The organism is Mucilaginibacter sp. (genome assembly GCF_025362475.1).
GTDB lineage: Bacteria > Bacteroidota > Bacteroidia > Sphingobacteriales > Sphingobacteriaceae > Mucilaginibacter.
On sequence record NZ_JANYGH010000038.1, the window covers coordinates 30,981 to 53,161 of the forward strand.

At 42.2% G+C, this 22,181-nt stretch carries 17 protein-coding genes; 10 read left to right on the plus strand and 7 right to left on the minus strand.

The genetic code is table 11. The features are described 5' to 3' along the window. Nucleotide 1 precedes the first annotated feature (1 nt). Together Q0R88_RS13420 and Q0R88_RS13425 are read right to left on the minus strand one after the other, a co-directional pair. The gene (locus Q0R88_RS13420) at nt 2-964 is read right to left on the minus strand and encodes a MoxR family ATPase (protein ID WP_295716844.1); all 963 of its coding nucleotides are present in this window, start codon (nt 962-964) and stop codon (nt 2-4) included. A 10-nt stretch (nt 965-974) separates the two neighbouring features. After that, the gene (locus Q0R88_RS13425) at nt 975-2,417 is read right to left on the minus strand and encodes a peptidylprolyl isomerase (RefSeq protein WP_295716846.1); all 1,443 of its coding nucleotides are present in this window, start codon (nt 2,415-2,417) and stop codon (nt 975-977) included. A gap of 179 nt (nt 2,418-2,596) precedes the next feature. Here Q0R88_RS13425 and Q0R88_RS13430 point away from each other — a divergent pair, with 179 nt between their 5' ends. The 4 genes from Q0R88_RS13430 to Q0R88_RS13445 all read left to right on the plus strand — a co-directional run bounded on the left by Q0R88_RS13430 (nt 2,597) and on the right by Q0R88_RS13445 (nt 4,754). Next, nucleotides 2,597-3,184, plus strand: a complete 588-nt coding sequence (locus Q0R88_RS13430; protein ID WP_295716848.1) for a hypothetical protein — start codon at nt 2,597-2,599, stop codon at nt 3,182-3,184. Between the two features lie 214 nt (nt 3,185-3,398). Beyond that, nucleotides 3,399-3,977, plus strand: a complete 579-nt coding sequence (locus tag Q0R88_RS13435) for a non-canonical purine NTP diphosphatase (protein ID WP_295716850.1) — start codon at nt 3,399-3,401, stop codon at nt 3,975-3,977. A 75-nt stretch (nt 3,978-4,052) separates the two neighbouring features. After that, nucleotides 4,053-4,223: a hypothetical protein gene (locus tag Q0R88_RS13440; RefSeq protein WP_295716852.1), complete on the plus strand. Its 171-nt coding sequence runs from the start codon at nt 4,053-4,055 to the stop codon at nt 4,221-4,223. A 48-nt stretch (nt 4,224-4,271) separates the two neighbouring features. Beyond that, on the plus strand, nt 4,272-4,754 hold the full coding sequence (locus tag Q0R88_RS13445; protein ID WP_295716854.1) for a hypothetical protein: 483 nt from the start codon (nt 4,272-4,274) through the stop codon (nt 4,752-4,754). Between the two features lie 230 nt (nt 4,755-4,984). On the opposite strand, the gene Q0R88_RS13450 is transcribed toward Q0R88_RS13445, so the two are convergent. Further along, a complete protein-coding gene (locus Q0R88_RS13450; protein WP_295716856.1) occupies nt 4,985-6,118 on the minus strand; it encodes a lactonase family protein in 1,134 nt (377 codons plus the stop codon). Between the two features lie 81 nt (nt 6,119-6,199). Then, on the minus strand, nt 6,200-7,867 hold the full coding sequence (locus Q0R88_RS13455) for a pseudouridine synthase (protein ID WP_295716858.1): 1,668 nt from the start codon (nt 7,865-7,867) through the stop codon (nt 6,200-6,202). Between the two features lie 230 nt (nt 7,868-8,097). On the opposite strand from Q0R88_RS13455, the gene Q0R88_RS13460 reads away from it, so the two are divergent. After that, on the plus strand, nt 8,098-8,880 hold the full coding sequence (locus tag Q0R88_RS13460; RefSeq protein WP_295716859.1) for a lytic transglycosylase domain-containing protein: 783 nt from the start codon (nt 8,098-8,100) through the stop codon (nt 8,878-8,880). 235 nt (nt 8,881-9,115) lie between these two features. Beyond that, nucleotides 9,116-11,959: an excinuclease ABC subunit UvrA gene (uvrA, locus tag Q0R88_RS13465; RefSeq protein WP_295716861.1), complete on the plus strand. Its 2,844-nt coding sequence runs from the start codon at nt 9,116-9,118 to the stop codon at nt 11,957-11,959. Nucleotides 11,960-12,224: 265 nt separating this feature from the next. On the opposite strand, the gene Q0R88_RS13470 is transcribed toward uvrA, so the two are convergent. After that, nucleotides 12,225-12,791 (minus strand): RNA polymerase sigma-70 factor, encoded by a 567-nt coding sequence (locus tag Q0R88_RS13470; protein ID WP_295716863.1) that lies wholly within the window; start codon nt 12,789-12,791, stop codon nt 12,225-12,227. A gap of 243 nt (nt 12,792-13,034) precedes the next feature. Between Q0R88_RS13470 and Q0R88_RS13475 the strand changes: the two genes are divergently transcribed. From Q0R88_RS13475 to Q0R88_RS13490, 4 genes are all read left to right on the plus strand, one after another. Then, entirely contained in the window at nt 13,035-14,096 is a 1,062-nt protein-coding gene (locus Q0R88_RS13475) for a FecR domain-containing protein (RefSeq protein ID WP_295716864.1), read from the plus strand. 160 nt (nt 14,097-14,256) lie between these two features. Then, nucleotides 14,257-17,817: a TonB-dependent receptor gene (locus Q0R88_RS13480; RefSeq protein ID WP_295716866.1), complete on the plus strand. Its 3,561-nt coding sequence runs from the start codon at nt 14,257-14,259 to the stop codon at nt 17,815-17,817. A 22-nt stretch (nt 17,818-17,839) separates the two neighbouring features. After that, nucleotides 17,840-19,621 carry a RagB/SusD family nutrient uptake outer membrane protein gene (locus tag Q0R88_RS13485; RefSeq protein WP_295716867.1) on the plus strand — a complete coding sequence of 594 codons (1,782 nt, stop codon included), beginning with the start codon at nt 17,840-17,842 and terminating at the stop codon, nt 19,619-19,621. Nucleotides 19,622-19,717: 96 nt separating this feature from the next. Further along, complete coding sequence (locus Q0R88_RS13490; RefSeq protein ID WP_295716869.1) at nt 19,718-20,848, plus strand: heparan-alpha-glucosaminide N-acetyltransferase domain-containing protein; 1,131 nt, start codon at nt 19,718-19,720, stop codon at nt 20,846-20,848. 263 nt (nt 20,849-21,111) lie between these two features. On the opposite strand, the gene Q0R88_RS13495 is transcribed toward Q0R88_RS13490, so the two are convergent. After that, a complete protein-coding gene (locus Q0R88_RS13495; protein ID WP_295716870.1) occupies nt 21,112-21,612 on the minus strand; it encodes a heavy metal-associated domain-containing protein in 501 nt (166 codons plus the stop codon). A 2-nt stretch (nt 21,613-21,614) separates the two neighbouring features. Further along, complete coding sequence (locus tag Q0R88_RS13500; protein WP_295716871.1) at nt 21,615-22,052, minus strand: hypothetical protein; 438 nt, start codon at nt 22,050-22,052, stop codon at nt 21,615-21,617. Between the last annotated feature and the right edge of the window lie 129 nt (nt 22,053-22,181).

Genomic DNA, 22,181 nt, shown 5'->3' on the forward strand with positions numbered 1-22,181 from the left:
GTTAAAACAACCCCTCAATAATGTCAGCAGCCGATAGTCCTTCTGCTTCGGCATGGTAGCTGCGTACAATGCGGTGGGTTAAAATAGGTTTGGCAACGGCCTGTACATCTTCAATATCAGGTGAATATTTTCCGTTGATAACAGCATGGCATTTGGCGCCCAAAACTAAAAACTGTGATGCGCGCGGACCGGCACCCCAGGTAAGTAAACGGTTGATGTGTGGTGTGGCAAACTCAGTATTGGGACGGGTTTTTGATACCAGCTTTACGGCGTATTCCATCACGTGATCGGTAACCGGGATGTTGCGCACCAATTGCTGAAAGTAAGTGATCTGCTCGGCGTTCAGTATTTTTTTAACGTCCACCTTTAATGTGCTTGTGGTGTTTTTAACAACCTGCAATTCCTCTTTAAATGAGGGATAATCTAATGCAACGTTAAACATAAACCTGTCAAGCTGTGCCTCGGGCAGCGGATAGGTTCCTTCCTGCTCAATGGGGTTTTGGGTAGCCAGTACAAAAAAAGGTTTTGCAAGCTTATGTGTTATACCGGCGGCGGTAACCGCTTTTTCCTGCATGGCTTCCAGTAAGGCAGCCTGTGTTTTTGGCGGGGTACGGTTTATTTCATCGGCCAGGATGATGTTACTGAAAACGGGGCCGGGTATAAATTTAAAATTCCTGTCTTCGCCTAAAATTTCTGAGCCGATGATGTCTGATGGCATCAGATCGGGTGTAAACTGGATGCGTTTAAAATCCAGGTCGAGTACCTGCGATACGGTTTGCACCAACAAGGTTTTAGCAAGGCCGGGCACGCCTACCAGTAAACAATGCCCGTTGCTGAAAATAGATATCAGCACAAATTTTACCACCTCGTCCTGCCCAATGATTACTTTTCCAATTTCGGATCGTATTTGCTGGTAAGCAAGCTTTAAAGCATCGGCTGCTTCAACATCAGAACGGTGTGGCATAGATTGGGTGTTATTTAGTTTGGGCGCTTGTACTTGTTGGTGTTGTTACCCATTTTTTCAGGATATCGCAGGTTTGGTATTCCTTGTCAATTTTAATAAAAGTTTCCTTGCGGCGTTTATCAAACCATTTGTTTACCGTTTTGCTGTTTTTATCCTCAAAAGCAAACTCCTTTAATTTAGGAAAATCCTGTGCCAGGTTTGCCTTGTGCGCATCGGTAGCTGATTTCAAATATAAAATTTTGTAACTCTTTTTGCCATCGGCGCCGGTAAACAAATCCGGTTTTGAAATGCTGCCAACTTTCATGGTATCAATAGTAAGTGCAACTTTAGGGTCAAGCTTATCGGTAGGGATAAAGGTTGAGCGGTTTTGCACGTTTTCGGCATTAAGCATCATACCACCATTGAATTTAGTTTCCTTATCATCTGAATAATAGGCTGCAGCAGCCGAAAAGTCGAATGTTTTTTTGTTTGCCAGTATCAGCGTATAAATGCTATCAGCTTTGGTTTTAGCTCTATCCAAACTGGCCTGGGTTATAGCAGGCGAGATTAATATATGCCTTACGTGTACCTGCTCTCCGCGGCGTTCAATAACCTGCAAAAAGTGAAATCCAAAATCGGTTTCAAATACGGGTGATAGTTGCCCTGCTTTAAGTTTAAAAGCGTTGGCGGTAAACTCTTTTACAAATATGGTACGATCGGCAAAACCAAGGTCGCCACCCTCAACTGCAGATTGTGGATCCTGTGAGTAAAGCCTTGCTAAAGTGCCGAAGTCTTCTCCTTTTTTAACCCTGGCCAGCAGTTCTTCGGCCTTTTGCTTATATAATTCCTTTTCTTCTTTATTCAATTTGGGCTGAAAAACTATCTCGCCAATCTCTACCTCTTTATTAAATGATGGTAAACTATCTTTCGGAATGGTATTGAAATAATCTTTAACATCCTGAGGGGTAACATTCAGTTTTTCGGTAATTTTTGACTGCATTTTTTGAGCAATCATTTGCTCTTTCATGTCGGGGCGTATTTCATCCTTATATTGGATAAGCGAACGGCCTAAAAAGCCTTCCAGTTTATCCTGGCCTCCGGCACGTTGCATCATTTCGCGCATACGGCGGTCAACACTGGCGTCAATATCATCGTCTTTAACATCAATACTATCAATAATAGCTTGCTGGGCCAACAGTTTTTGAGTTAATAATGATTGCAGTATGCGGCATTTCATATCTGGGTTTGGCTGCATGCCCTGTACCAGATATTGGGCGTATTGTTGTTCAATATCGGATAGTAGTATGGGGCTGTTACCAACAATGGCTGCAATTTTATCCAGCGTTTTGCCTGGTGTTCTTGCTGTGGTAGTAGTATCGGCCTTTGCAGTTTTGGCCGAATCTGCTTTTACCTGTGCCCTGGTAACTGATATAATAGAAATAAAACTTAAAACTAATAACCCTAACTTTCTCATGTAATGCTTATGTACTAAATAAAACGGATTAAATGCATCCGTTAAAACTTCAAATTTCGGTAAAATTTATTAATTATAGCTGTACAATTAATTTCAATAAAACACAGTTTGCTATAATTGTGCTAATATGGTTATAATGCTTGAAACCGTTTAACTACTTTTGGTTAAAATTTGTTAAAGTGAAAGTTGAAAACCCGGTTGCCCTGCGCTTTATTTTACAGGATGAGCTTTATCTGCTAAATACCGATAAGCCACTATATGAAAATATAGCTGTGGCCGCACCAATAGCGGAAGAAGCCACGCCTATAATTACGGAGGCGATGCCAATAGCCAGGCAACCTGAACCGGTAATAGCAGCGTTACAACCCGAAGTAAAAACGCTGCCCGTTAGTTTTAATTATCTGGGGAAAAATTTAAAGAGCTTTCTGGTGCTGGTGCATTACCCCGATTTGGAATTTATTGATGAGGCGCACTTAACCGCGCTTACCAGTATCATTAAAAGAAAGGACCTTGCTGTTGATGATTTGGCCATTGTTAACCTGGCTAAGCAGGTGAATACTCATTATGATGAATTGCTAAAGTTTTTTAAGCCCACAAAATTGTTGGTATTGGGAAATAAAGCCCTGCCACAAGGTATTCCGCCATTGGTATTAAATACCCCCAAATCATTAGGTAGTTTTACCGGCCTATATAGTTTTGCCTTTGGCGATATGATGGACAGTGTTGATCATAAAAAAGCCTTTTGGGAACAAATGAGAACACTATAATTTGAAGATTAGAAGCTATTTAAATTTGATTCAATAATGTTTTTATACTTCTAATGAGGCATTTAGCCACCCGTCATTGCAATCTTTTTCTCTATTTTTAACAGCTTCTTAAAGAATTTGAAGATGCGGGAATTACCCCTTGAAACCGGGCTTCATTTTCAAATCATCAAATCAAAGTCCTTTGTCTTTAATCCTTTGTCAATAATCTGAAAACATGCACAAATTAGTATTTGCAACCAATAACCGCCATAAGCTTGATGAGGTAGCTGCCAAAATAGATGGTAAAATTGAACTGCTTACCCTTAATGATATTGGCTGCTATGATGATATTGAAGAAACAGGCACTACTTTTAAACAGAACGCTTCGATAAAAAGCCAGTTCATTTATAAAAAATATAACCTGGACTGTTTTGGGGATGACAGCGGCCTGGAGATAGATGCCCTTAATGGCCAGCCCGGAGTATATTCTGCACGTTACGCGGGCGAGCATGGTAACCATGCGGCTAATATTAAAAAGGTTTTGGATAACCTGGAAGGCGAAACCAACCGCAAGGCCCGTTTCCGCACGGTAATATCGCTGATCTGGAACGGAGAGGAGCATTTTTTTGACGGCACGGTAGAGGGTACTATCCGCACCGCGCCCAGTGGTAGCGATGGTTTTGGATACGACCCTATATTTGAGCCGGATGGTTACAATATCACCTTTGCCGAAATGAGCATGGATGCGAAAAATCAAATCAGCCACCGCGCTAAGGCGATGGAACTACTGGTTAATTTTTTAAGCACCAGGTAGAATATTAAGCTATGATTAATTTTCATGTAACCTTTACGCCATTAATACGTAAATAGGCAGTATACCGAACGCCTCATGAAAATAATAACTCAAATAAGACGTAGCTTCTTTTCAACAGATACCGATTATCGTTTTGCAAAAAGCCTGAAGAAAGTAAAAGAAGCGGATCAGGTTAGCGCTTCAATTAATGAACGTTTACTGGAGATTAAAAAAAGCTTTAAATTAAAAAGTATTGAAGTGAGTTAAGCGTTTTGGCAGGATTTATGCTAATGAGCATTTAAATAAACTACTGTCATGAAAAAGTTACTTAAAACCCCGATTGCAATTCTATCTCTCATTTTTGTATTATCAGCCTGTTCATCTACAAAAAACACAGTTTCAACCAATGTATCCCGCGGCAAATTTGTTGGCACGTGGACGCTTAATAATGTGAAATACGATGGTTTGGTTCAAAATGCGGTTCAAAACGTGTTTGACCAGGCTGCCCCGGAAGCATTTGTTGGTAGCACCTGGAAACTAACCAATAGTGGTAACGGCATCTATACGCTGGCTAATGGTACATCACAAACCATATTTTGGTCGGTTTTTAACGGCGGAACAACAGGTACACAATTCCAGTTCAAAAAAATATTTGAAGGCGATAAAGCCAAAAACGTAGCAGAAGGCTTCCGCTTAGATATAGGAAACAATGATGGCTCGGCCATGACGCTTAAATCACCGGTTACCGTAGGTGGCGGAACAGGATATATCATTTATTCGTTTACTAAAAATCCGTAATCTCTTTAGGTTAAAGGCGAAAGGTAAAAGGAGAAAGGTCAAAGGTTCTCCTTTTTTTAGGTCAAAATAAAAGGGTAAAGGCGAAAGGTGATGTGATTCACTTATGCCTTTACCCTTTTTACTTTTATATGAAGCAATCTGTAGCTGCGTCTTTTATCCTTTGCCCATCAAATCCTTACATCCCTAAAAGACCTTTTACCTTTCGCTTTTTACCTTTCGCCTTTCACCTGTTATTCAGCTGAAGTAAACTTCAGGCAAACCGGGTTTCCAATGTCTATCTTAATACCTGTTTGTTGTAATTTACCTGTATTTTGATCTATTTTAAATACAAACATATTGTCGCTGCCCTGGTTGGCTACAACCAGATAATTCCCTGAAGGATCTATAGCGAAATCGCGCGGGTTTTTGCCATAGGTTGACTGGCGTGATACAAATGTAAGTTCGCCAGTTTCCTGGTTTACAGCATAGCAACTGATCTCGTTAGTTTCTAAACGGTTTGAGGCATAAAGAAATCTTCCATCCGGAGATATGTGGATAGCTGCTGCCGCTGTTTTGCCTGTAAAGCCATCGGGCAATAAGGTTATTACCTGTTTTTGTTTAAACTTGCCGTTATCATAATCAAATACAAAAATATTTGATCCCATTTCAGTTACCAGGTAAACACGTTTTTTATCAGCCGAAAACTCCAGGTGGCGGGGACCGCTGCCGGGGGTAACACTAACAAAAGCAGGATTGGCAGCTGTTAATGGCGACTCTTTACCAGCGCGATAGCGGTAGATGTTTATCTTATCAGTGCCAAGGTCATTATAAAACAAATACTTTTCATCTGGCGATAGGATGCTCATGTGCGCATGCGGCCCTTCCTGGCGCTCTTTGTTTGGTCCATGCCCATCATTACGCACAGTTTCACTGCCATTAGCCAATGAACCGTCCTTATTTATAGGCAATACCGTAACCTGTCCGCTTGAATAGTTAGCCACAAAAGCATTTTTTTGTGCCTTATCAACAGCGATATAACATGGATCGGCTCCTAAGGATGATTGCTTATTGATAAAATCCATTCTGCCGGTTTTAGCATCAAATGTAAATGAGCTTACCTCACCTTTGGTCACCTCGTTTACCGCATAAATAAATTTGTTGTTTTTACTTAGCGTTAAATAGGATGGATTGGTTACACCGTCTACCTGGCTTAAATAAGCCAGCTTACCACTTTGGGTATAAAAACGGTAAACCACAATACCTTTACTTGTGCCGGTGGTGTAGGTGCCCACAACAAGATCAAAGGTTTTGGGGATTAGTTTTTTATCCTGGGCGAAATTAAGCAGCGGCGATAGCATCGCTATGATCAAAAGGACTTTTTTCATATGGGTAAGAATTGATTAAGGAACGCAAGTTAACAAAATCGGCAAAAAAAATGCCCCGTTGGTTAACGAGGCATTTTATTATTATTTTATCAGGTGTTTAAGCTGGATGATCTCACTTTCTTCCAAATGGCGGTAGCGGCCTCTCGGAAGGTCCTTTTTGGTAAGGTTGGCATAAACCACCCTGTCCAGTTTTACAACTTCGTAACCAAGGCTTTCAAAAATGCGGCGTACCACACGGTTTTTGCCACTGTGTATCTGTATACCTACTTCTCTTTTTGAGCCACCGGCTACGTATGATACCGAATCGGGTTTTATTAAACCGTCTTCCAGCTCAACGCCGTAGATGATCTTGTTAAGGTCGCCTTGTGATAAGCTTTTGCTTAGTTCAACCTGGTACAGTTTGCTGATGTTACTGCGCGGGTGCGAAAGTTTATCGGCCAGTTCGCCATCGTTGGTCATTAACAACAAGCCTGTGGTATTCCTGTCTAAACGGCCAATTGGGTAAATGCGTTCTTTAGTTGCTTTTTCAACCAGGTGCATCACCGTACGGCGTTCCTGCGGATCTTCTGTAGTAGTTATATAGTCTTTTGGTTTATTTAATAATACGTAAACCATTTTTTCGCGGCGCAGGGTTGAGCCATTGTATTTGATCTCATCTCTCATGGGATCAATTTTAGCACCCAACTCATCAACTACCACCCCATTTACCGATACCACACCGGCAATGATCAGCTCATCGGCCTTACGGCGTGAGCAAATACCTGCATTTGAAATATAACGGTTAAGGCGGATAAGTCCGTCGTCCTTAGTTTTGCTTTCTGCAGGTTTTTTACGACCACGCATGGTTTTTGCGGGCGCGTCAAGATCTTTAGTTATTTTATCATATACCGGCTTGCGTTGCGGCCTGTCGGCGTTGTAAGCTGGTTTATCTTTAGAGAAACTGCCTTCGCGTTTTTTAAATCCGCCATCGGCTGGCCTGTCGCCAAATTTTTTCTCTGTTGATCTTTCTGCTCCTGCACCAAATTTACCTTCGCCACCTTTATCCGCGCCGAAGCTTCTTTTAGGCTTATCGCCAAAATCTGTATTTGATTTACGCGTACGTGGAGAAGAGTATGGTTTCTTTTCGCCTGGACCAGAACTTGCGCCGAAGCTTCTTTTTGGTCTTTCTTCGCCCTCGCCGGATGATGGTCTGCCAGCGTAAGGTTTTCTTTCACTCGGGCCAGAACTTGCGCCGAAGTTTCTTTTAGGTCTTTCTTCGCCTTCGCCGGATGATGGTCTGCCGGAGTAAGGTTTTCTTTCACTTGGACCAGAACTTGCACCGAAGTTTCTTTGCGGCCTGTCGCTATCACCAGATGATGGCCTGCCAGAGTATGGCTTGCTGCGTGGCGAAAAACTTTTTTTATCACCAGATGAAGCGCCGTCCCTGAAATTGCTTTTAGGTTTATCGCTATCGCCGGATGTTGGGCGGCCAGAATATGGCCTTGATCTTGTAGATGATTTTTTATCGCCAGATGAAGCACCGTCCCTAAAACTGCTTTTGGGCTTGTCGTCACTGAACCTGTTGCTTTGGAAAGGTTTTTCCGGGCGGGTTAATTTCTTTTTATCTCCGTTTGGAGTGGCCTTGCCTTTTGAAGCGGATGATGATCTTTTGGGTTGATCATCACTTCTTGAACTTCTGCCGGTAGAGTTTCTACCTGTTGCTTTTCCCGGCTTGTCGTCGCGACTACCTGTTGGTCTCTTAAATACCATATTTTTTTGTTTAGCGCTTTCGCAGCGTGAGGGTCAAAGTTACGCTTTTTTGGCAAAAACTAATCAAAAATTTCAAAAAAATATTGCGGTTCAAAAACTGGGTTTAAACAGTTTTAAACCCGGTTTTTGAACCGAAAACCAACACTAAAAAAGTTAGCAAAAAGCTAAGTATTTGATTATGTGAATCGTATGACCTACCTTTGCAGCACATTTTACCTAATGTATAGTTAATGATAAAAAAAGAAATGATTAAAAAACACTTACTTACGTGCTCCGTAACGCTGGTGCTGGTTCTCATTTCCATGCTTAATATCTTCAGTACAACAATTACTGAATCGGTTGCAAAACCGGCACGATTAAGCGATCGAACCTCGAAATTTATTTTTATTAAAAGCAATACCGCTGCCTATAATTTTGCAGCCGAAGCTTTACCTGTTAATGATGCCAGGGTTACTTTCAAACTCAATAAATCGCTCAGACAACATGCTTTTAAGAATGTACAATCAACCTTGCTGCATCGTAAGGCCGAAGTACTGTTCCCTATTATTGAGCCTATATTGAAGTTTTACGGTATTCCTGATGATTTTAAATACATTCCGCTTGTGGAGTCGGGTCTTAAATCGGGCACTTCTTCCAAAGGAGCATCGGGTTTATGGCAATTTATGGCAGGCACCGCGCGTACCTACGGCTTAAAGGTAGGTCATGGGGTTGATGAACGGCAGAACGTTCGCAAATCAACAATTGCGGCCTGCAAGTATATTAAAGAACTATACGGTGAATTTAACAGCTGGACATTGGCTGCCGCTGCTTACAACAATGGCTCTATTAAATTAGCTAAAGCCATCAACAAGCAAAACGAAGATAATTATTTCCGCATGAGCCTGAACCGCGAAACCGGTTCATATGTTTACAAGCTTATTGCCATGAAAGCAATTATTGAGCAGCCTAAAAAGTTTGGGTATAAAAACTACATTAATATTACCCAGCCAACACAACTGCTGGCATTTAATTGATATTGACTGTCAATGTCATAATTAATTAAAGATTACACTACGGAGCACTTTGAGGCCGACCTTCCCAGCTGGAAGGTCGGCCTTTTTTGCGTATATTTGCGGGCTAATTAGTGCGTTACTGAATTAGTGATTTGGTGATTTTTTTTTTGCTTCTCCTGTTTAAGATTGGCAAAGGTTTTTTCTAATTGGTCTTAAAAATCACTAACCCGCTAATTCACTAAATCATCCTTAATATATGATTACAAAAACTGTTGATCTGGGCGAGCAAAGTGAAGTTGAAGTTTACGGAGCCCGGGTACATAACTTAAAAAATATTGATGTTTCTTTTCCGCGCAACAAGCTGGTGGTAATTACCGGTTTAAGTGGCAGCGGTAAATCATCACTGGCATTTGATACCATTTATGCCGAGGGGCAGCGCCGTTATATGGAAACGTTTTCGGCATACTCCCGTCAGTTTATGGGTGGTATGGAACGGCCGGATGTAGATAAAGTATCTGGCCTTAGTCCGGTTATTGCTATTGAGCAAAAAACCACCAGTAAAAACCCACGATCAACCGTAGGTACCATTACCGAGATCTACGATTTTATGCGTTTGCTGTTTGCCCGTACCGGGGATGCTTATTCCTATACTACCGGCGAGAAAATGGAGCGCATGTCTGAAGATCAGATCCTGAAAACCATTACCGAAAAATTTGACGGCGAGCCGGTTAATATACTGGCCCCGGTGGTAAAGGCACGTAAAGGTCATTACCGCGAATTATTTGAATCCATACGTAAACAGGGATACCTTAAGGTTTGGATTGATGGCGCAATGGCCGATGTGGAACCTAAGATGCAGGTGGATAGGTACAAGATCCATGATATTGATATTGTGGTGGATAGGCTGGTTGTAACAGAAAAAGATAGCAAGCGTTTATACACCTCTGTACAAACCGCGTTAAAAATTGCCAAGGGCATCATTAGGGTGGGCGATAAAGATGGTAATGTAGCCTATTACAGTAAATATTTGATGGATCCGGTTTCGGGTATTTCATATGATGAGCCGCAGCCCAATACATTTTCATTCAACTCGCCTTATGGCGCCTGCGAAAAATGTAATGGCCTGGGGTATATTTTTGAGGTTGATGAAGCTTCGGTTATTCCTAACCCAAAGCTTACCATCATGAATGGTGGTTTGGCGCCGATAGGGGAATACCGCGAAACCTGGATTTTCCAGGTATTGAAAGCCTTGGCAAAAAAATATGAGTTTTCGTTAACTACACCGATAGAAAAACTAAGTCGCGATCACCTGGATATCATCCTGAACGGTGCGCCCGATACGATTAATGTTTCTGTTGAATACAACAAGTGGAATGTGCAAAGCTACTCCATCACTTTTGATGGTATAGTGCGTATGCTTGAAGAGCAGCAGGAACGCCGTAATGATGAGGGTATGGACGATATGGAAAACTATCGTGTGCTTAAAACCTGCCCCGTTTGTGAAGGTGCAAGGTTGAAAAAAGAGTCGTTACATTTTAAGGTAGATAACAAAAACATATTTGAGTTGGCCTGCATGGATATCAATCATCTGCAGGAATGGTTCAACGGGCTGGAAGACAGGCTTACCGAACGCCAGAATGTTATAGCCAAAGAGATATTGAAAGAAATTAGAGCACGAATCGTGTTTCTGCTGGATGTAGGGCTGAGTTATTTAACGCTCGATCGTACGGCCAAAACACTTTCTGGCGGCGAGGCACAGCGCATCAGGCTGGCCACACAAATTGGCTCGCAGCTGATGAACGTAATGTACATTTTGGATGAGCCAAGTATCGGTTTGCATCAGCGCGATAATGAGCGTTTAATAAATGCCCTCAAAAACCTGCGCGACCTGGGTAACACCGTTTTGGTGGTTGAGCACGATAAAGATATGATACTGGAAGCCGACCATGTGATAGATATGGGCCCGGCAGCCGGAGTACACGGCGGGCAGATAGTTGCACAAGGAACCCCTGCCGAACTAATGAAAGAGCATACGCTCACAACCTCCTATATTAATGGCGAGCGTTCTATCGCTGTGCCCGAAAAGAGGAGAGAGGGTAACGGCAAAACCTTAAGCCTTAAAAAAGCAACCGGTCATAACCTTAAAAAGGTATCGGTTGATTTTCCGTTGGGTAAACTTATTGGCGTTACAGGCGTATCGGGTAGTGGTAAATCAAGCTTAATTACCGAAACTTTATACCCTATCTTGAACCATCATTTTTTCAGGGCTAAAAAACATCCGCTGCCTTATGATAAAATTGAGGGCCTGGAAAATATTGATAAGGTGATCGAGATAGATCAAACACCTATCGGGCGTACGCCACGCTCAAATCCGGCTACTTATACCGGTGTGTTCTCGGATATTCGTAACCTGTATGTTGCATTGCCCGAGTCGCGGATCAGGGGGTATAAACCCGGGCGTTTCTCGTTCAACGTAAAAGGTGGCAGGTGCGAAACCTGCCAGGGTGCCGGTATGAAAGTGATAGAGATGAACTTTTTACCAGATGTACAGGTGCCTTGCGAAGAATGCGGCGGTCGCCGTTACAACCGCGAAACGCTGGAAGTACGTTACCGCGGCAAATCCATCAGCGATGTACTGGATATGAGCATTGAAGATGCCACCCCATTTTTTGAACATATCCCGGCCATCTATCGTAAAATAAAAACCTTGTTTGATGTGGGGTTGGGCTATATTACGTTGGGCCAGGCATCAACCACCTTATCGGGTGGAGAGGCACAGCGTGTTAAGCTGGCTACCGAACTATCAAAAAAAGACACAGGTAATACTTTTTATATATTGGATGAACCAACAACCGGTCTGCATTTTGAAGATATCAACGTGCTGTTGGGCGTACTTTATCAATTGGTTGATAAAGGCAACACGGTTTTGGTTATAGAACACAACCTGGATGTAATTAAAGTGGTTGATCACGTAATTGACCTTGGTCCCGAAGGCGGCTCTGGCGGTGGAAAAATCCTTTTCAGCGGCACTCCCGAAGGTTTGTGCAAGGTGAAAGATAGCTTTACTGGCCAGTTTTTGAAGAAGGAAATGGGGCTGTAGGTAGAACTTACAGCCTCTGCCCTATGGCGATGGGTTTTTAAGCCAGAAGTGTTCGAAAGCTTTTTTATTCCCTCCCAACGGGAGGGGTGCGGTTGGGAATGTGCGCAAATGCAGGGAGGGGTTTCTAAAAGCGACGAGAAATGCGGCAGTGAATGGCTGGTCAAACCCCTACCTCCTCCTTCCCCGAGGAAGGAATCGCACATCCTCCTGCTCCTTTTAACCTTTCGAACATTCAAGGGCTAAAATCTATCACTATCGGATCCCCTCAAAAAAACAACAAATAACTCACATGCTTCAGCGTTTGCCTTAGCTTTTCAAGGGCGATACTTACCTGGCGTTCTACAGTTTTGGGCGAAATATTAAGCTGGCTGGCAATCTCTTTATACTTCATATCGCTAAAGCGGCTCAGTACAAAAATTTCGCGGCACTTTTCGGGGAGGGTGTTAATGGCAGCTTTTATCTGGCGAGCCAGCTCCTTTTCTTCGTAGCCATTTTCTACAGTGCTGCGCACTTCATCAAACAGGTCATTTTTTTCAAGGTAGCTAACGTATAGGTTCTCTATCTTTTGGTGCTTTAAATAATTAAGGCTGCGGTTTTGCACCATCTTATATAGATATGAACTTACCGATGTTGAAAAAGTAACCTCGTGCCCCTTCTCCCACAAATCAGTAAATACATCAGCCACTATCTCTTCGGCAACCGACAGGTCATTCACAAAACGATTGGCAAAAAGGGTAAGGCGGGTGTAATGAAGTTTAAATAAAACTTCAAACGCCCGGGCATCACCCTGCGTGAGTTTTGTAATTAAGGCGTCGGCGGGTTTGGTAATCATCTATTCATATTACAAGTAAAATGAAATACTTTTTAAAAAACTTTAACAAGTTAGCGATTAAAATTTGAAAGATTCAAATTTAATATGGAAATAATGATAAGCTAATGTACAAAAATTCTGTGTTAACAACGTTGTGCGCAATTAGCGGGTGGCTTTTTGTGATATCCCCCAATTTAATGAAAAAATATTTTCAAAGTGCTTGAGGGTATTCGCTTTTTCAATTGTCTTGTAATCATAATAAGAATGGACAACGAAGAGATAAAACTTTTACTGGTAAAGTATATAACCCGCGAAGCCGATGAAAAGGAGACCGCGCAGGTAAGGGAATGGGTAAGCGCGCACCCGGAGAATGAACAGTATTTTGCACAGTTGTATGAAACCTGGCAAAATATGCTGTACCTGCAGCCGGGAGTGGTGAATGAGGAAAAAGCCTTTGATAAATTTGCTTTGGCAACAATACCGCAAGAGGCAAAATATGTGAGGCTAAAAGTGTGGAGTAAGGTAGCCGCTGTGGTAGCCATGTTTGGCGTGCTTACAGCGTTGCTGGTAAACCATTACTCACAAAATATTCAGCGTGTAAGGCAGGTATCGGTTAAAAATGGCGGCATCAAAAAAATAATTTTAAATGATGGTACCATTGTTTGGTTAAACGCAGGGAGCAAGCTTAATTACAGTACTAATTTTAATAAAACCAACCGCACGGTTTACCTGGAGGGCGAAGCTTTTTTTGAGATAGCTCCGGGAAAAAAAACTATTCCTTTTTTGGTTAACACTAAAAATTATACCATCAGGGATATCGGTACAAAATTTAACCTGAAGGCTTATCCTAACGATTCGTTTTTTGAAACAACAGTGGTAAAAGGAGAAGTATCAGTTGAGGGCAATGTAGATAACAACGCCAATGAAATGAGCCGTATTTATGTGAAACCACAACAGGTGCTCAGGATCTTTTATCCCAAAGCAGAGCGATACGCGGCAAAACAGGATGATAAAGAGCTAAAAAACCTGAACGAGATACAGGTGCTGCAGGTGGATTCGGCGAAGCTGAACCGGTATGATGGATGGAAGGATGATTTGCTGGTGTTTGATGGCAATACGCTTGATGAGATCTCCAGGGTTTTGGAGCGCAGGTACAATGTAAAAATTATGATGGATGATACCGTGCTGCAAAACATCCGCTACTCTGGCAGCTTTAAAAATGTGGCCAGTATTGATAAGGTTCTGGAGTTAATTAAAGGCAATACGGCTATCAACTATGCTATAACGGGTAACACTGTAAATATTACTAAAAACAATAAAAACTAATCAGCTAATCTTAAAAATTAAAAAACAAACTATGATAAAAAACTAACGCTCTCTTTCAAAATAAAAAACCCGAAGTGCGCTAACACCCGGGTCCTATAAATCAATAGCTAATACCCTACGCTTGGGGAAGCATCGTATTAACTAATTAAAACACAAATTTATGATAAATTTTGACAGAAAATCTGTAATGGCTGTGCGTGCATGGCAAAAAACGATTAAAATTATGAAGCTTGTAACTGTTTTACTCTTAACGGGAATAATGCAAATACACGCTGCCGCTTACTCGCAAAATGTTTACAACTTTAGTGTGAACAATATATCTGTTAAACAGATGTTTAAGCAGATTGAGAAAAGCAGCAAGTACACGGTTTTTTACCGGCTGGACCAGGTTAACGTAGATAAAAAGATCAACGTTGAACTACAGGATGCCAGTATTGAAACGGTAATGAACCATGTACTTAAAAATCAACAGCTCACCTTCCAGGTGGTGGATGATATCATTATTATTAAACCAACAGATGGGGAGGCCATTGTTACCCTTACGGTAACAGGTACAGTTACCGATGCTGCCGGCGCGCCATTGCCGGGAGTAAGTATAAAGCTTAAGGGAAGTACCTTAGGTACGGTTACCAATATTGATGGTAAGTATAGCTTAACGCTGCCCGATGGTACCGGATCACTTCTTTTTAACTTTTTGGGTTTTACACCCCAGGAGATAGCTGTTAACGGGAAAACCATCATCAACGTAAAATTGGTAGAGGAGTCAAAGGCCCTCAACGAGGTAGTTGTGGTTGGTTATACCACCCAAAAGAAAAAGGATCTTACCGGTGCCGTGGCTGTTGTAAATGTTAAAGATTTAAATAAGCAGGCTTCATCATCAGTAAACAGCCAGTTGCAGGGCCAGGCATCTGGTGTTACAGTAACAGGCTCGGGCCAGCCGGGCGAAGAACCCCAGGTACACATCAGGGGGTTTAACACATTTGGGGATAATACGCCATTGTACGTGGTGGATGGTATGGAAACTTATGATGTAAGTACCATTAACCCCAATGATGTGGAATCGTTACAGGTGTTAAAGGATGCAAGTTCGGCCTCTATATACGGAGCCAGGGCGGCAAACGGGGTTATCATCATTACCACTAAAAGAGGTAAGGGTAAAGTGAGTGTACAATACGATGCTTATTATGGCACACAGGTGCCAAAAGGAGGCAACGTTTGGAATACGCTTAACCCGCAGCAGATGGCCAACCTGCAGTTAACAGCACAAAAAAACTCGGGTATTACTGATCTCCAGGATCCGTTGTATAATCCTTCGGGCACCGGAACAACCTTTACACTGCCTGATTATATAACACCCGCCGGGGCCAAAGAAGGCGATCCATCGGTAAATCCTTCAAAATACTATGTCAATCCTTTTTATACATCGCCCAACGACTATAATAATTTTTACAGGATAACAAGAGCCAATAAAGCCGGTACAGACTGGTATCACGAGCTGTTTAAAACCGCGCCGATAGAAAGTCATAACTTAACATTAAGTGGCAGTACCGAGCAGGCAAACTACCTGTTTTCGCTTAACTATTTTAATCAGCAGGGTACGTTGATAGATACCTATCTTAAACGATACACACTACGCTCAAACACCAACTTTAATATAACCAAACACATCAGGGTAGGCGAAAACCTGTCATATTCCATTACCAGAACGCCACAGGTAGCCGCGGCCAACCATGCACAGATCACCGCCAACAGTCCGGATGGTGTTATCGCTATGGGCTTGAGAGAGCAGCCAATAATCCCGGTTTATGATATAAAAGGTAATTATGCCGGTAGTTATGGTACCGGCCTGGGCGATGCCAATAACCCGGTGGCTATACAGCAGCGCACCAAAAACAATGGTTCTACAGCTTACCGCCTGTTGGGTAACATGTTTGCCGAAGCGGATATTTTTAAGGGGCTTACCCTGCGTACCAGTTTTGGAGGCGATATCACCAATAGCAACGACCACGCGTTTACCTATCCAACCTATGAAAACGTTGAAAATTCTCTCATAAACAGCTATAACGAAAACTCTGCCAATAGTTACAGTTATAACTGGACCAATACCCTAACCTATCAAAAAATCTTCGGGAAGCATAATCTTAACGTTGTGGTAGGTACCGAGTCGGTTGAAACGTATGATAAAAGCCTTGGAGGCAGTATACAGGGCTTTTATAATTTTGATCCTGATTATGTGAACCTTTCGACAGGTACAACAAACAAAAACAATTACAGTAGTAAAAGCTCCACATCGTTGTTGTCTGAATTTGCGCGTCTTGATTATATTTATGATAACAAATACCTGTTTAACGCAACCATTCGCCGCGATGGTTCATCAAAATTCCCTGTAGACCAACGCTACGGTTATTTCCCGGCATTTAGTGCGGGCTGGCGTATATCACAGGAAAGTTTTCTTAAAGATGCAAAATGGCTTACCGATCTTAAAGTGAGAGGTGGCTGGGGTATAATGGGTAACCAGATTAATATGGGATCAAAGGATGCTTATACCACCTTTGGTACTAATATTGGCCAGTCATATTATCCCTTAGATGGTAACTCCGCACTATTGCCGGGCTTTTACCAGGATCAGATAGCCAACCCTCATGCTTTATGGGAAAAGGATATCAACTCCAACTTTGGGTTTGATGCTACCATACTTGATGGTAAAATAGCAATAACAGCCGATTACTATCGTAAGGATATAAAGGATCTTTTATACGCCGCCACGCAATTAGGCACGGCCGGTAACGGGCAGGTACCCGCTCAAAACGTGGGTAAAATGAAAACTGAAGGTCTTGATATATCTGTAACCGGCAACATCAGAGCGAGCAAAGACCTTAATTTTAGCGCTACCGGTACTATAACTACTTACAATAACAAAATATTAAAAGTATCTGATGACAGAACCTATTTTGTAGGTGATGCCACAAGCCGTTTTGATAGCCCAATTACCAGGAGCGCCGTGGGCCACTCATTAGGTGAATTTTACGGATACCAGGTAGTAGGCTTTTGGAATAACCAGGGCCAGATTGATGCCGCCGATGCCAGCGCTCAAAAAATAAGTAATGATCCAAATGCGGTTTACCAATCAGATACAAAGGTGGGCCGCTTCAGGTATAAAGATGTAAATGGCGATGGTATAATTACCGATGCTGACCGTACATTTATTGGCAATCCTAACCCTAAGGTTACTGCCGGGCTAAACCTGGGTGTAAATTATAAAAACTTTGATGCCAGCATATTTCTTTATGGCTCATTCGGCAACAAATTGTGGAACAGTGTTAAATACTGGAGAGACTTTTATGCTTCATTTGGAACAGCTAAAAGCTACACCGCCCTTAATGATTCATGGACCCCGACGCATCAAAATGCAAAGGCTCCTATACAGGAATTGGATGCATCAACCAGCAGCGGCGCAACACCCAACTCGTATTTTGTTGAAAACGGAACCTATGTGCGTATGCGTAACGCGCAAATTGGCTACACATTTAATATTAACAGTTTAAAAAAGGTTGGTGTTCAAAAGTTAAGGATATATGTATCGGCAACCAACCTGTTTACTTTAACCGGTTACAGCGGGATTGACCCCGAGCTAAGTGGTAATACCAAAGACTTTGGTATTGACGAAGGCAGCTATGCCAGTCCACGTACATTTTTATTCGGAGTTAATTTTTCATTATAACAACAGCATTAAAAGTATTACAATGAAAGCAAAAAAATATTTCAGCATCATGTTGTTCAGCGTTTTGGCTCTTGGTGCATGTAAGAAAACATTTCTTGATAAACCAATTACAGGTGCGCTTGAGCCGCAGTTTTTGGAAACAGAAGCAGGAGCTAATGAGCTGCTTGTAGGCGCTTATGCCGTTTTAGACGGGCAGCAGGGTGGGGATGCGGCTATAGGCGGCGGCGGAGCCTGGGAGGCATCGCCTGATAATTGGATATATGGAGGAGTTGCGGGTGGTGATGCTTCAAAGGGAAGTATTGCCGGCGATCAGCAGCCCATTGAACCTATCCTGAAGTATAACCCCGATGCGAGCAACGGCTTTTTTGATAGTAAATGGAGGGCCGATTTTGAAGGCGTTTCAAGAACCAATAACACTATTAAAATAACAGGAAAGGTTGCCGTAATTACTGCCGCGGCAAAAACCAATATATTGGCCCAGGCAAAGTTTTTACGGGGGCATTATTATTTCGATCTGAAAAAGATGTTTAATAATGTGCCTTATCTTGATGAAACCACAACGGATATCAATCAGCCCAACACAACTGATATTTGGCCAAAAATTGAAGCTGATTTTAAATACGCGTATGATAATTTGCCTAATACGCAGGATAATGTTGGCCGTGCCAACAAGTGGGCCGCGGGTGCTTATTTAGCAAAAACATATTTATATGAACATAAATATGCCGAGGCAAAAGTGGTTTTTGACGCTGTTATAGGCCACGGTGTAACCGCTTTGGGGCAAAAGTATACGTTGAACACTAGGTTTAATGATAATTTTAGGGCGGCAACCAATAACAGCGCCGAGTCTGTTTTTGCGGTTCAGGCAGCTGCCAATACAGATCCGGGTGGCCCTTCAAATGCCAACAATGGCGATATGCTGAATTTTCCTTACGGTAATAGCAGTCCGTTTAGTTGCTGCGGTTTTTATCAGCCTTCCATTGATCTGGCAAACCATTTCCGCACAAATGCGGTTACCGGCTTACCATACCTTGACGATTATAACAGCCATGCGTTAAAAACGGATATGGGCATTGCCGCCGATGGAGATTTTACCCCCGAGGCCGGAACAGTAGATCCGCGGTTAGACTGGACGGTTGGTCGCAGAGGCATTCCTTTTCTTGACTGGGGCTTACACCCGGGTACCGATTGGATAAGGGATCAGCAGTACGCGGGCCCTTACTCGCCCATTAAAAATGTTTACGGTCAGGCCGAGCAAACTACCAATGGTGATAATACATCATGGGCTCCAGGCTCTGGCATCAATTATAACCTGATCCGTTATGCCGATGTATTGCTCATGGCTGCCGAAGTTGAAGCACAACTTGGTAATTTTGATAAGGCAGAAAGTTATGTTAATATGGTGCGCAACCGGGCTGCTAATACAACAGGGTGGGTGCATAGTTATAAAAACGATGATAACCCTACCGCGGGTTTTACCAATACGCCTGCTGCAAATTATAAAGTGAGCCCTTATTTGCCCGGTGCTTTTGCAAGTAAGGATTTTGCACTTAAAGCCATTTATTTTGAGCGGAAAATTGAGTTAGCCATGGAAGGTCATCGCTTTTTTGACCTGGTAAGATGGGGTATTGCTGATACAGAGCTTAATGCCTATATCGCTTATCAAAGTACACTAACCAATGATGTTAAAGGGGGCAAATTTGTGAAAGGGAAAAGCGAATACTACCCAATTCCACTTACCGAGATTGACCTGAGCGCGAAAGGTGGCGCCCCTGTACTTAAACAAAATCCAGGATACCATTAATTAATGCTGCCGGGATAGCAATATCCCGGCATATTTTATAGACTACCGGGTATTGTTCCCTGCTGCAAACCGGTAAAAACTTTTTTAAACCAAAACATGAACAAATCATCAACACGATTTTTATCGCTGGATGTATTTAGAGGGATGACCATATGCTTTATGATCATTGTAAATACACCCGGTAGCGGTGCGCAGGCATTTTCGCCATTGGAACATGCGGCCTGGCATGGTTTTACACCTACCGACCTGGTTTTTCCTTCATTTTTATTCGCCGTTGGTAATGCCATGAGCTTTTCTATGAAACGCTACCTGGAAATGGGTAACGCAGCGGTGCTAGCGAAAATATTTAAACGTACCCTGCTGATATTTTTAATAGGTTACCTGATGTATTGGTTCCCCTTCTTTAGCTTAGATAAGGGACATGTTGAGTTTTCGCCTATAAGCCATACCCGTATTATGGGGGTTTTGCAAAGGATAGCATTGTGCTATTGTTTTGCATCACTCATGATCCATTTTCTGTCAAAACAATCGGTTATCATACTATCGGTATTGTTTTTAATTGGTTACTGGGTAATCCTACTGGTTTTTGGTGATCCATCAAATCCCTTGAGTATGACGGGGAACGCGGGTATCTTTCTTGATAAATTTGTATTAGGCGATAACCATCTGTATCATGGCGAGAAGATAGCTTTTGACCCCGAAGGTATATTGAGTACGCTACCGGCTATTGTTAACGTAGTTGTTGGTTATTATGCCGGGAAGTTTATTCAACAAAAGGGCAAGGGATATGATGTGATATCTAAAATGTTGCTGATGGGCTGCCTGTTCATATTCCTGGCCTTGTGCTGGAATATGGTATTCCCAATCAACAAAAAGCTGTGGAGCAGCTCATTTGTACTGGTTACAACCGGACTCGACCTGGTGATCCTTTCTTTCCTGGTTTATGCCCTCGAAATAAACGATTGGAACAAAGGTAACTGGACCCGTTTCTTTACCATTTTAGGTAAAAATCCGCTGCCAATTTATGTACTGTCAGAAACGCTGGTTATCTTTTTTTACATGTTCACGGTAAAGGGCGGCAGTTTATACGGCTGGATAAATGATAATTTGTACCAGGTAATAGCGCCCGGCGCCATAGGCTCACTATTATTTGCTATCAGCTATATGCTTATATGTTGGAGCGTAGGTTGGCTGTTAGATAAGAATAAGATCTATATCAGAGTTTAAAAGATTTTTTTAATATCCCCTACAGCAGCGTGACCGTGAAAATGGTCGCGCTTTTTTTTGCAAAAAAAACTTTTTGTCATCCTGAACGCAGTGAAGGATCTGTTGTTCGCCATGCTTCTTCGCCCTGTACAGGTCGGCGAATAGATCCTTCGTTCCTCAGGATGACAAACCTTTTAAAACGTCATTTCTACTTCAGCGTTTCGCGAAATTTTACAACTTATAATTGACGGATGGTGTATTTATTTTAGAGAGCCGCTAAAGTTCTATATCGCTAAATGATAGATACGGCCGGAGGCAGGAGCTTTATCAGTTACCTGGCCCAGGTATTTTTTGGATACCGATTTTGGCGCGAAACCAAAATCAACAACGGTAACGTTAACCGTTCCATTGATGGATTTATCAGCGGGATTAAGCAAGCGGTAGGTATCGCCCCCGTAGCTAAAATAGTTATCGGCAACTTTGGTGTTATCAAAGTTGTATGTGGCTTTCAGGCTGTTTACCGAGAAGCCGGAATCTTGTACCTTTTTGCTGATATGCTCGAAGTTTACCGGTACATCATTTTTAAAAGTAATAAGATAGGTATTGCGGATTAGGTCGGTTTTAATTTCGCTTACAAAAGGAAGTGCGCGTAAAGACTTTTCTGTTGTTTTGGCACAAAGAGCACAGGTAAGGCCGCTAACCTGCAACTCGGCTTTGATAAACTGTGCTTTGGCAAGGGTAGCAGACAGGGAAAACAGGATGATGAATATTTTGAGCGTTTTCATTTTTAAACTACTTTTTGAGATAAACCGAAAGTGAAATTGCCGGGGCGTTCAATTAATTTATCAGTTACGGAAAATGAAGGTTTGGATAAATGTTGCGGTACCTCGCGAGGGTTCGTCGGTTGGTTCCCTGTCAAAAACTTTCGCAAATACAGATTGCCGTGGTGAATAGAAAAGGTTTTAAAGGGTAACTGTGGTAGTGCAAACGCGAATACTTTGCTAAAAAAAGATGTTGCTTCGTCGTGGAAAGTATCATTAATTTTTGGCTTAACCGGAGTGCGTTTGCAACAATTTGTCTTTCCTGTTGAACTACAATTGATAACTGCCGTGTTTGTTTTTGCAGAAGCAGCCTTGCTGCCTACATAATGCAGATTAAGAGCAAAGCCCAATACCGTAACAGCGTACAGCACAGTTAGTAATATCGCTCCTGATCTTTTTAACATATAACAAATGTAATTGATTAACTCATTGATTACAAATTGTTTTTTGTGTTATTATAATATCCGTAAAATAAAAAACCCGGCCCTCGCGGCCAGGTTTTTACAATTAACTTGATCTTTTATTATAACAAT

Bases quoted from the DNA above. Each gene is read 5' to 3' on its own strand.
- Q0R88_RS13480 (WP_295716866.1), top strand. From the start codon at position 14,257: ATGATAAATTTTGACAGAAAATCTGTAATGGCTGTGCGTGCATGGCAA.
- uvrA (WP_295716861.1), top strand. From the start codon at position 9,116: ATGATTACAAAAACTGTTGATCTGGGCGAGCAAAGTGAAGTTGAAGTT.
- Q0R88_RS13450 (WP_295716856.1), bottom strand. From the start codon at position 6,118: ATGAAAAAAGTCCTTTTGATCATAGCGATGCTATCGCCGCTGCTTAAT.
- Q0R88_RS13500 (WP_295716871.1), bottom strand. From the start codon at position 22,052: ATGTTAAAAAGATCAGGAGCGATATTACTAACTGTGCTGTACGCTGTT.
- Q0R88_RS13490 (WP_295716869.1), top strand. From the start codon at position 19,718: ATGAACAAATCATCAACACGATTTTTATCGCTGGATGTATTTAGAGGG.
- Q0R88_RS13425 (WP_295716846.1), bottom strand. From the start codon at position 2,417: ATGAGAAAGTTAGGGTTATTAGTTTTAAGTTTTATTTCTATTATATCA.
- Q0R88_RS13475 (WP_295716864.1), top strand. From the start codon at position 13,035: ATGGACAACGAAGAGATAAAACTTTTACTGGTAAAGTATATAACCCGC.
- Q0R88_RS13455 (WP_295716858.1), bottom strand. From the start codon at position 7,867: ATGGTATTTAAGAGACCAACAGGTAGTCGCGACGACAAGCCGGGAAAA.
- Q0R88_RS13440 (WP_295716852.1), top strand. From the start codon at position 4,053: ATGAAAATAATAACTCAAATAAGACGTAGCTTCTTTTCAACAGATACC.
- Q0R88_RS13470 (WP_295716863.1), bottom strand. From the start codon at position 12,791: ATGATTACCAAACCCGCCGACGCCTTAATTACAAAACTCACGCAGGGT.
- Q0R88_RS13435 (WP_295716850.1), top strand. From the start codon at position 3,399: ATGCACAAATTAGTATTTGCAACCAATAACCGCCATAAGCTTGATGAG.
- Q0R88_RS13420 (WP_295716844.1), bottom strand. From the start codon at position 964: ATGCCACACCGTTCTGATGTTGAAGCAGCCGATGCTTTAAAGCTTGCT.
- Q0R88_RS13485 (WP_295716867.1), top strand. From the start codon at position 17,840: ATGAAAGCAAAAAAATATTTCAGCATCATGTTGTTCAGCGTTTTGGCT.
- Q0R88_RS13445 (WP_295716854.1), top strand. From the start codon at position 4,272: ATGAAAAAGTTACTTAAAACCCCGATTGCAATTCTATCTCTCATTTTT.
- Q0R88_RS13495 (WP_295716870.1), bottom strand. From the start codon at position 21,612: ATGAAAACGCTCAAAATATTCATCATCCTGTTTTCCCTGTCTGCTACC.
- Q0R88_RS13460 (WP_295716859.1), top strand. From the start codon at position 8,098: ATGATAAAAAAAGAAATGATTAAAAAACACTTACTTACGTGCTCCGTA.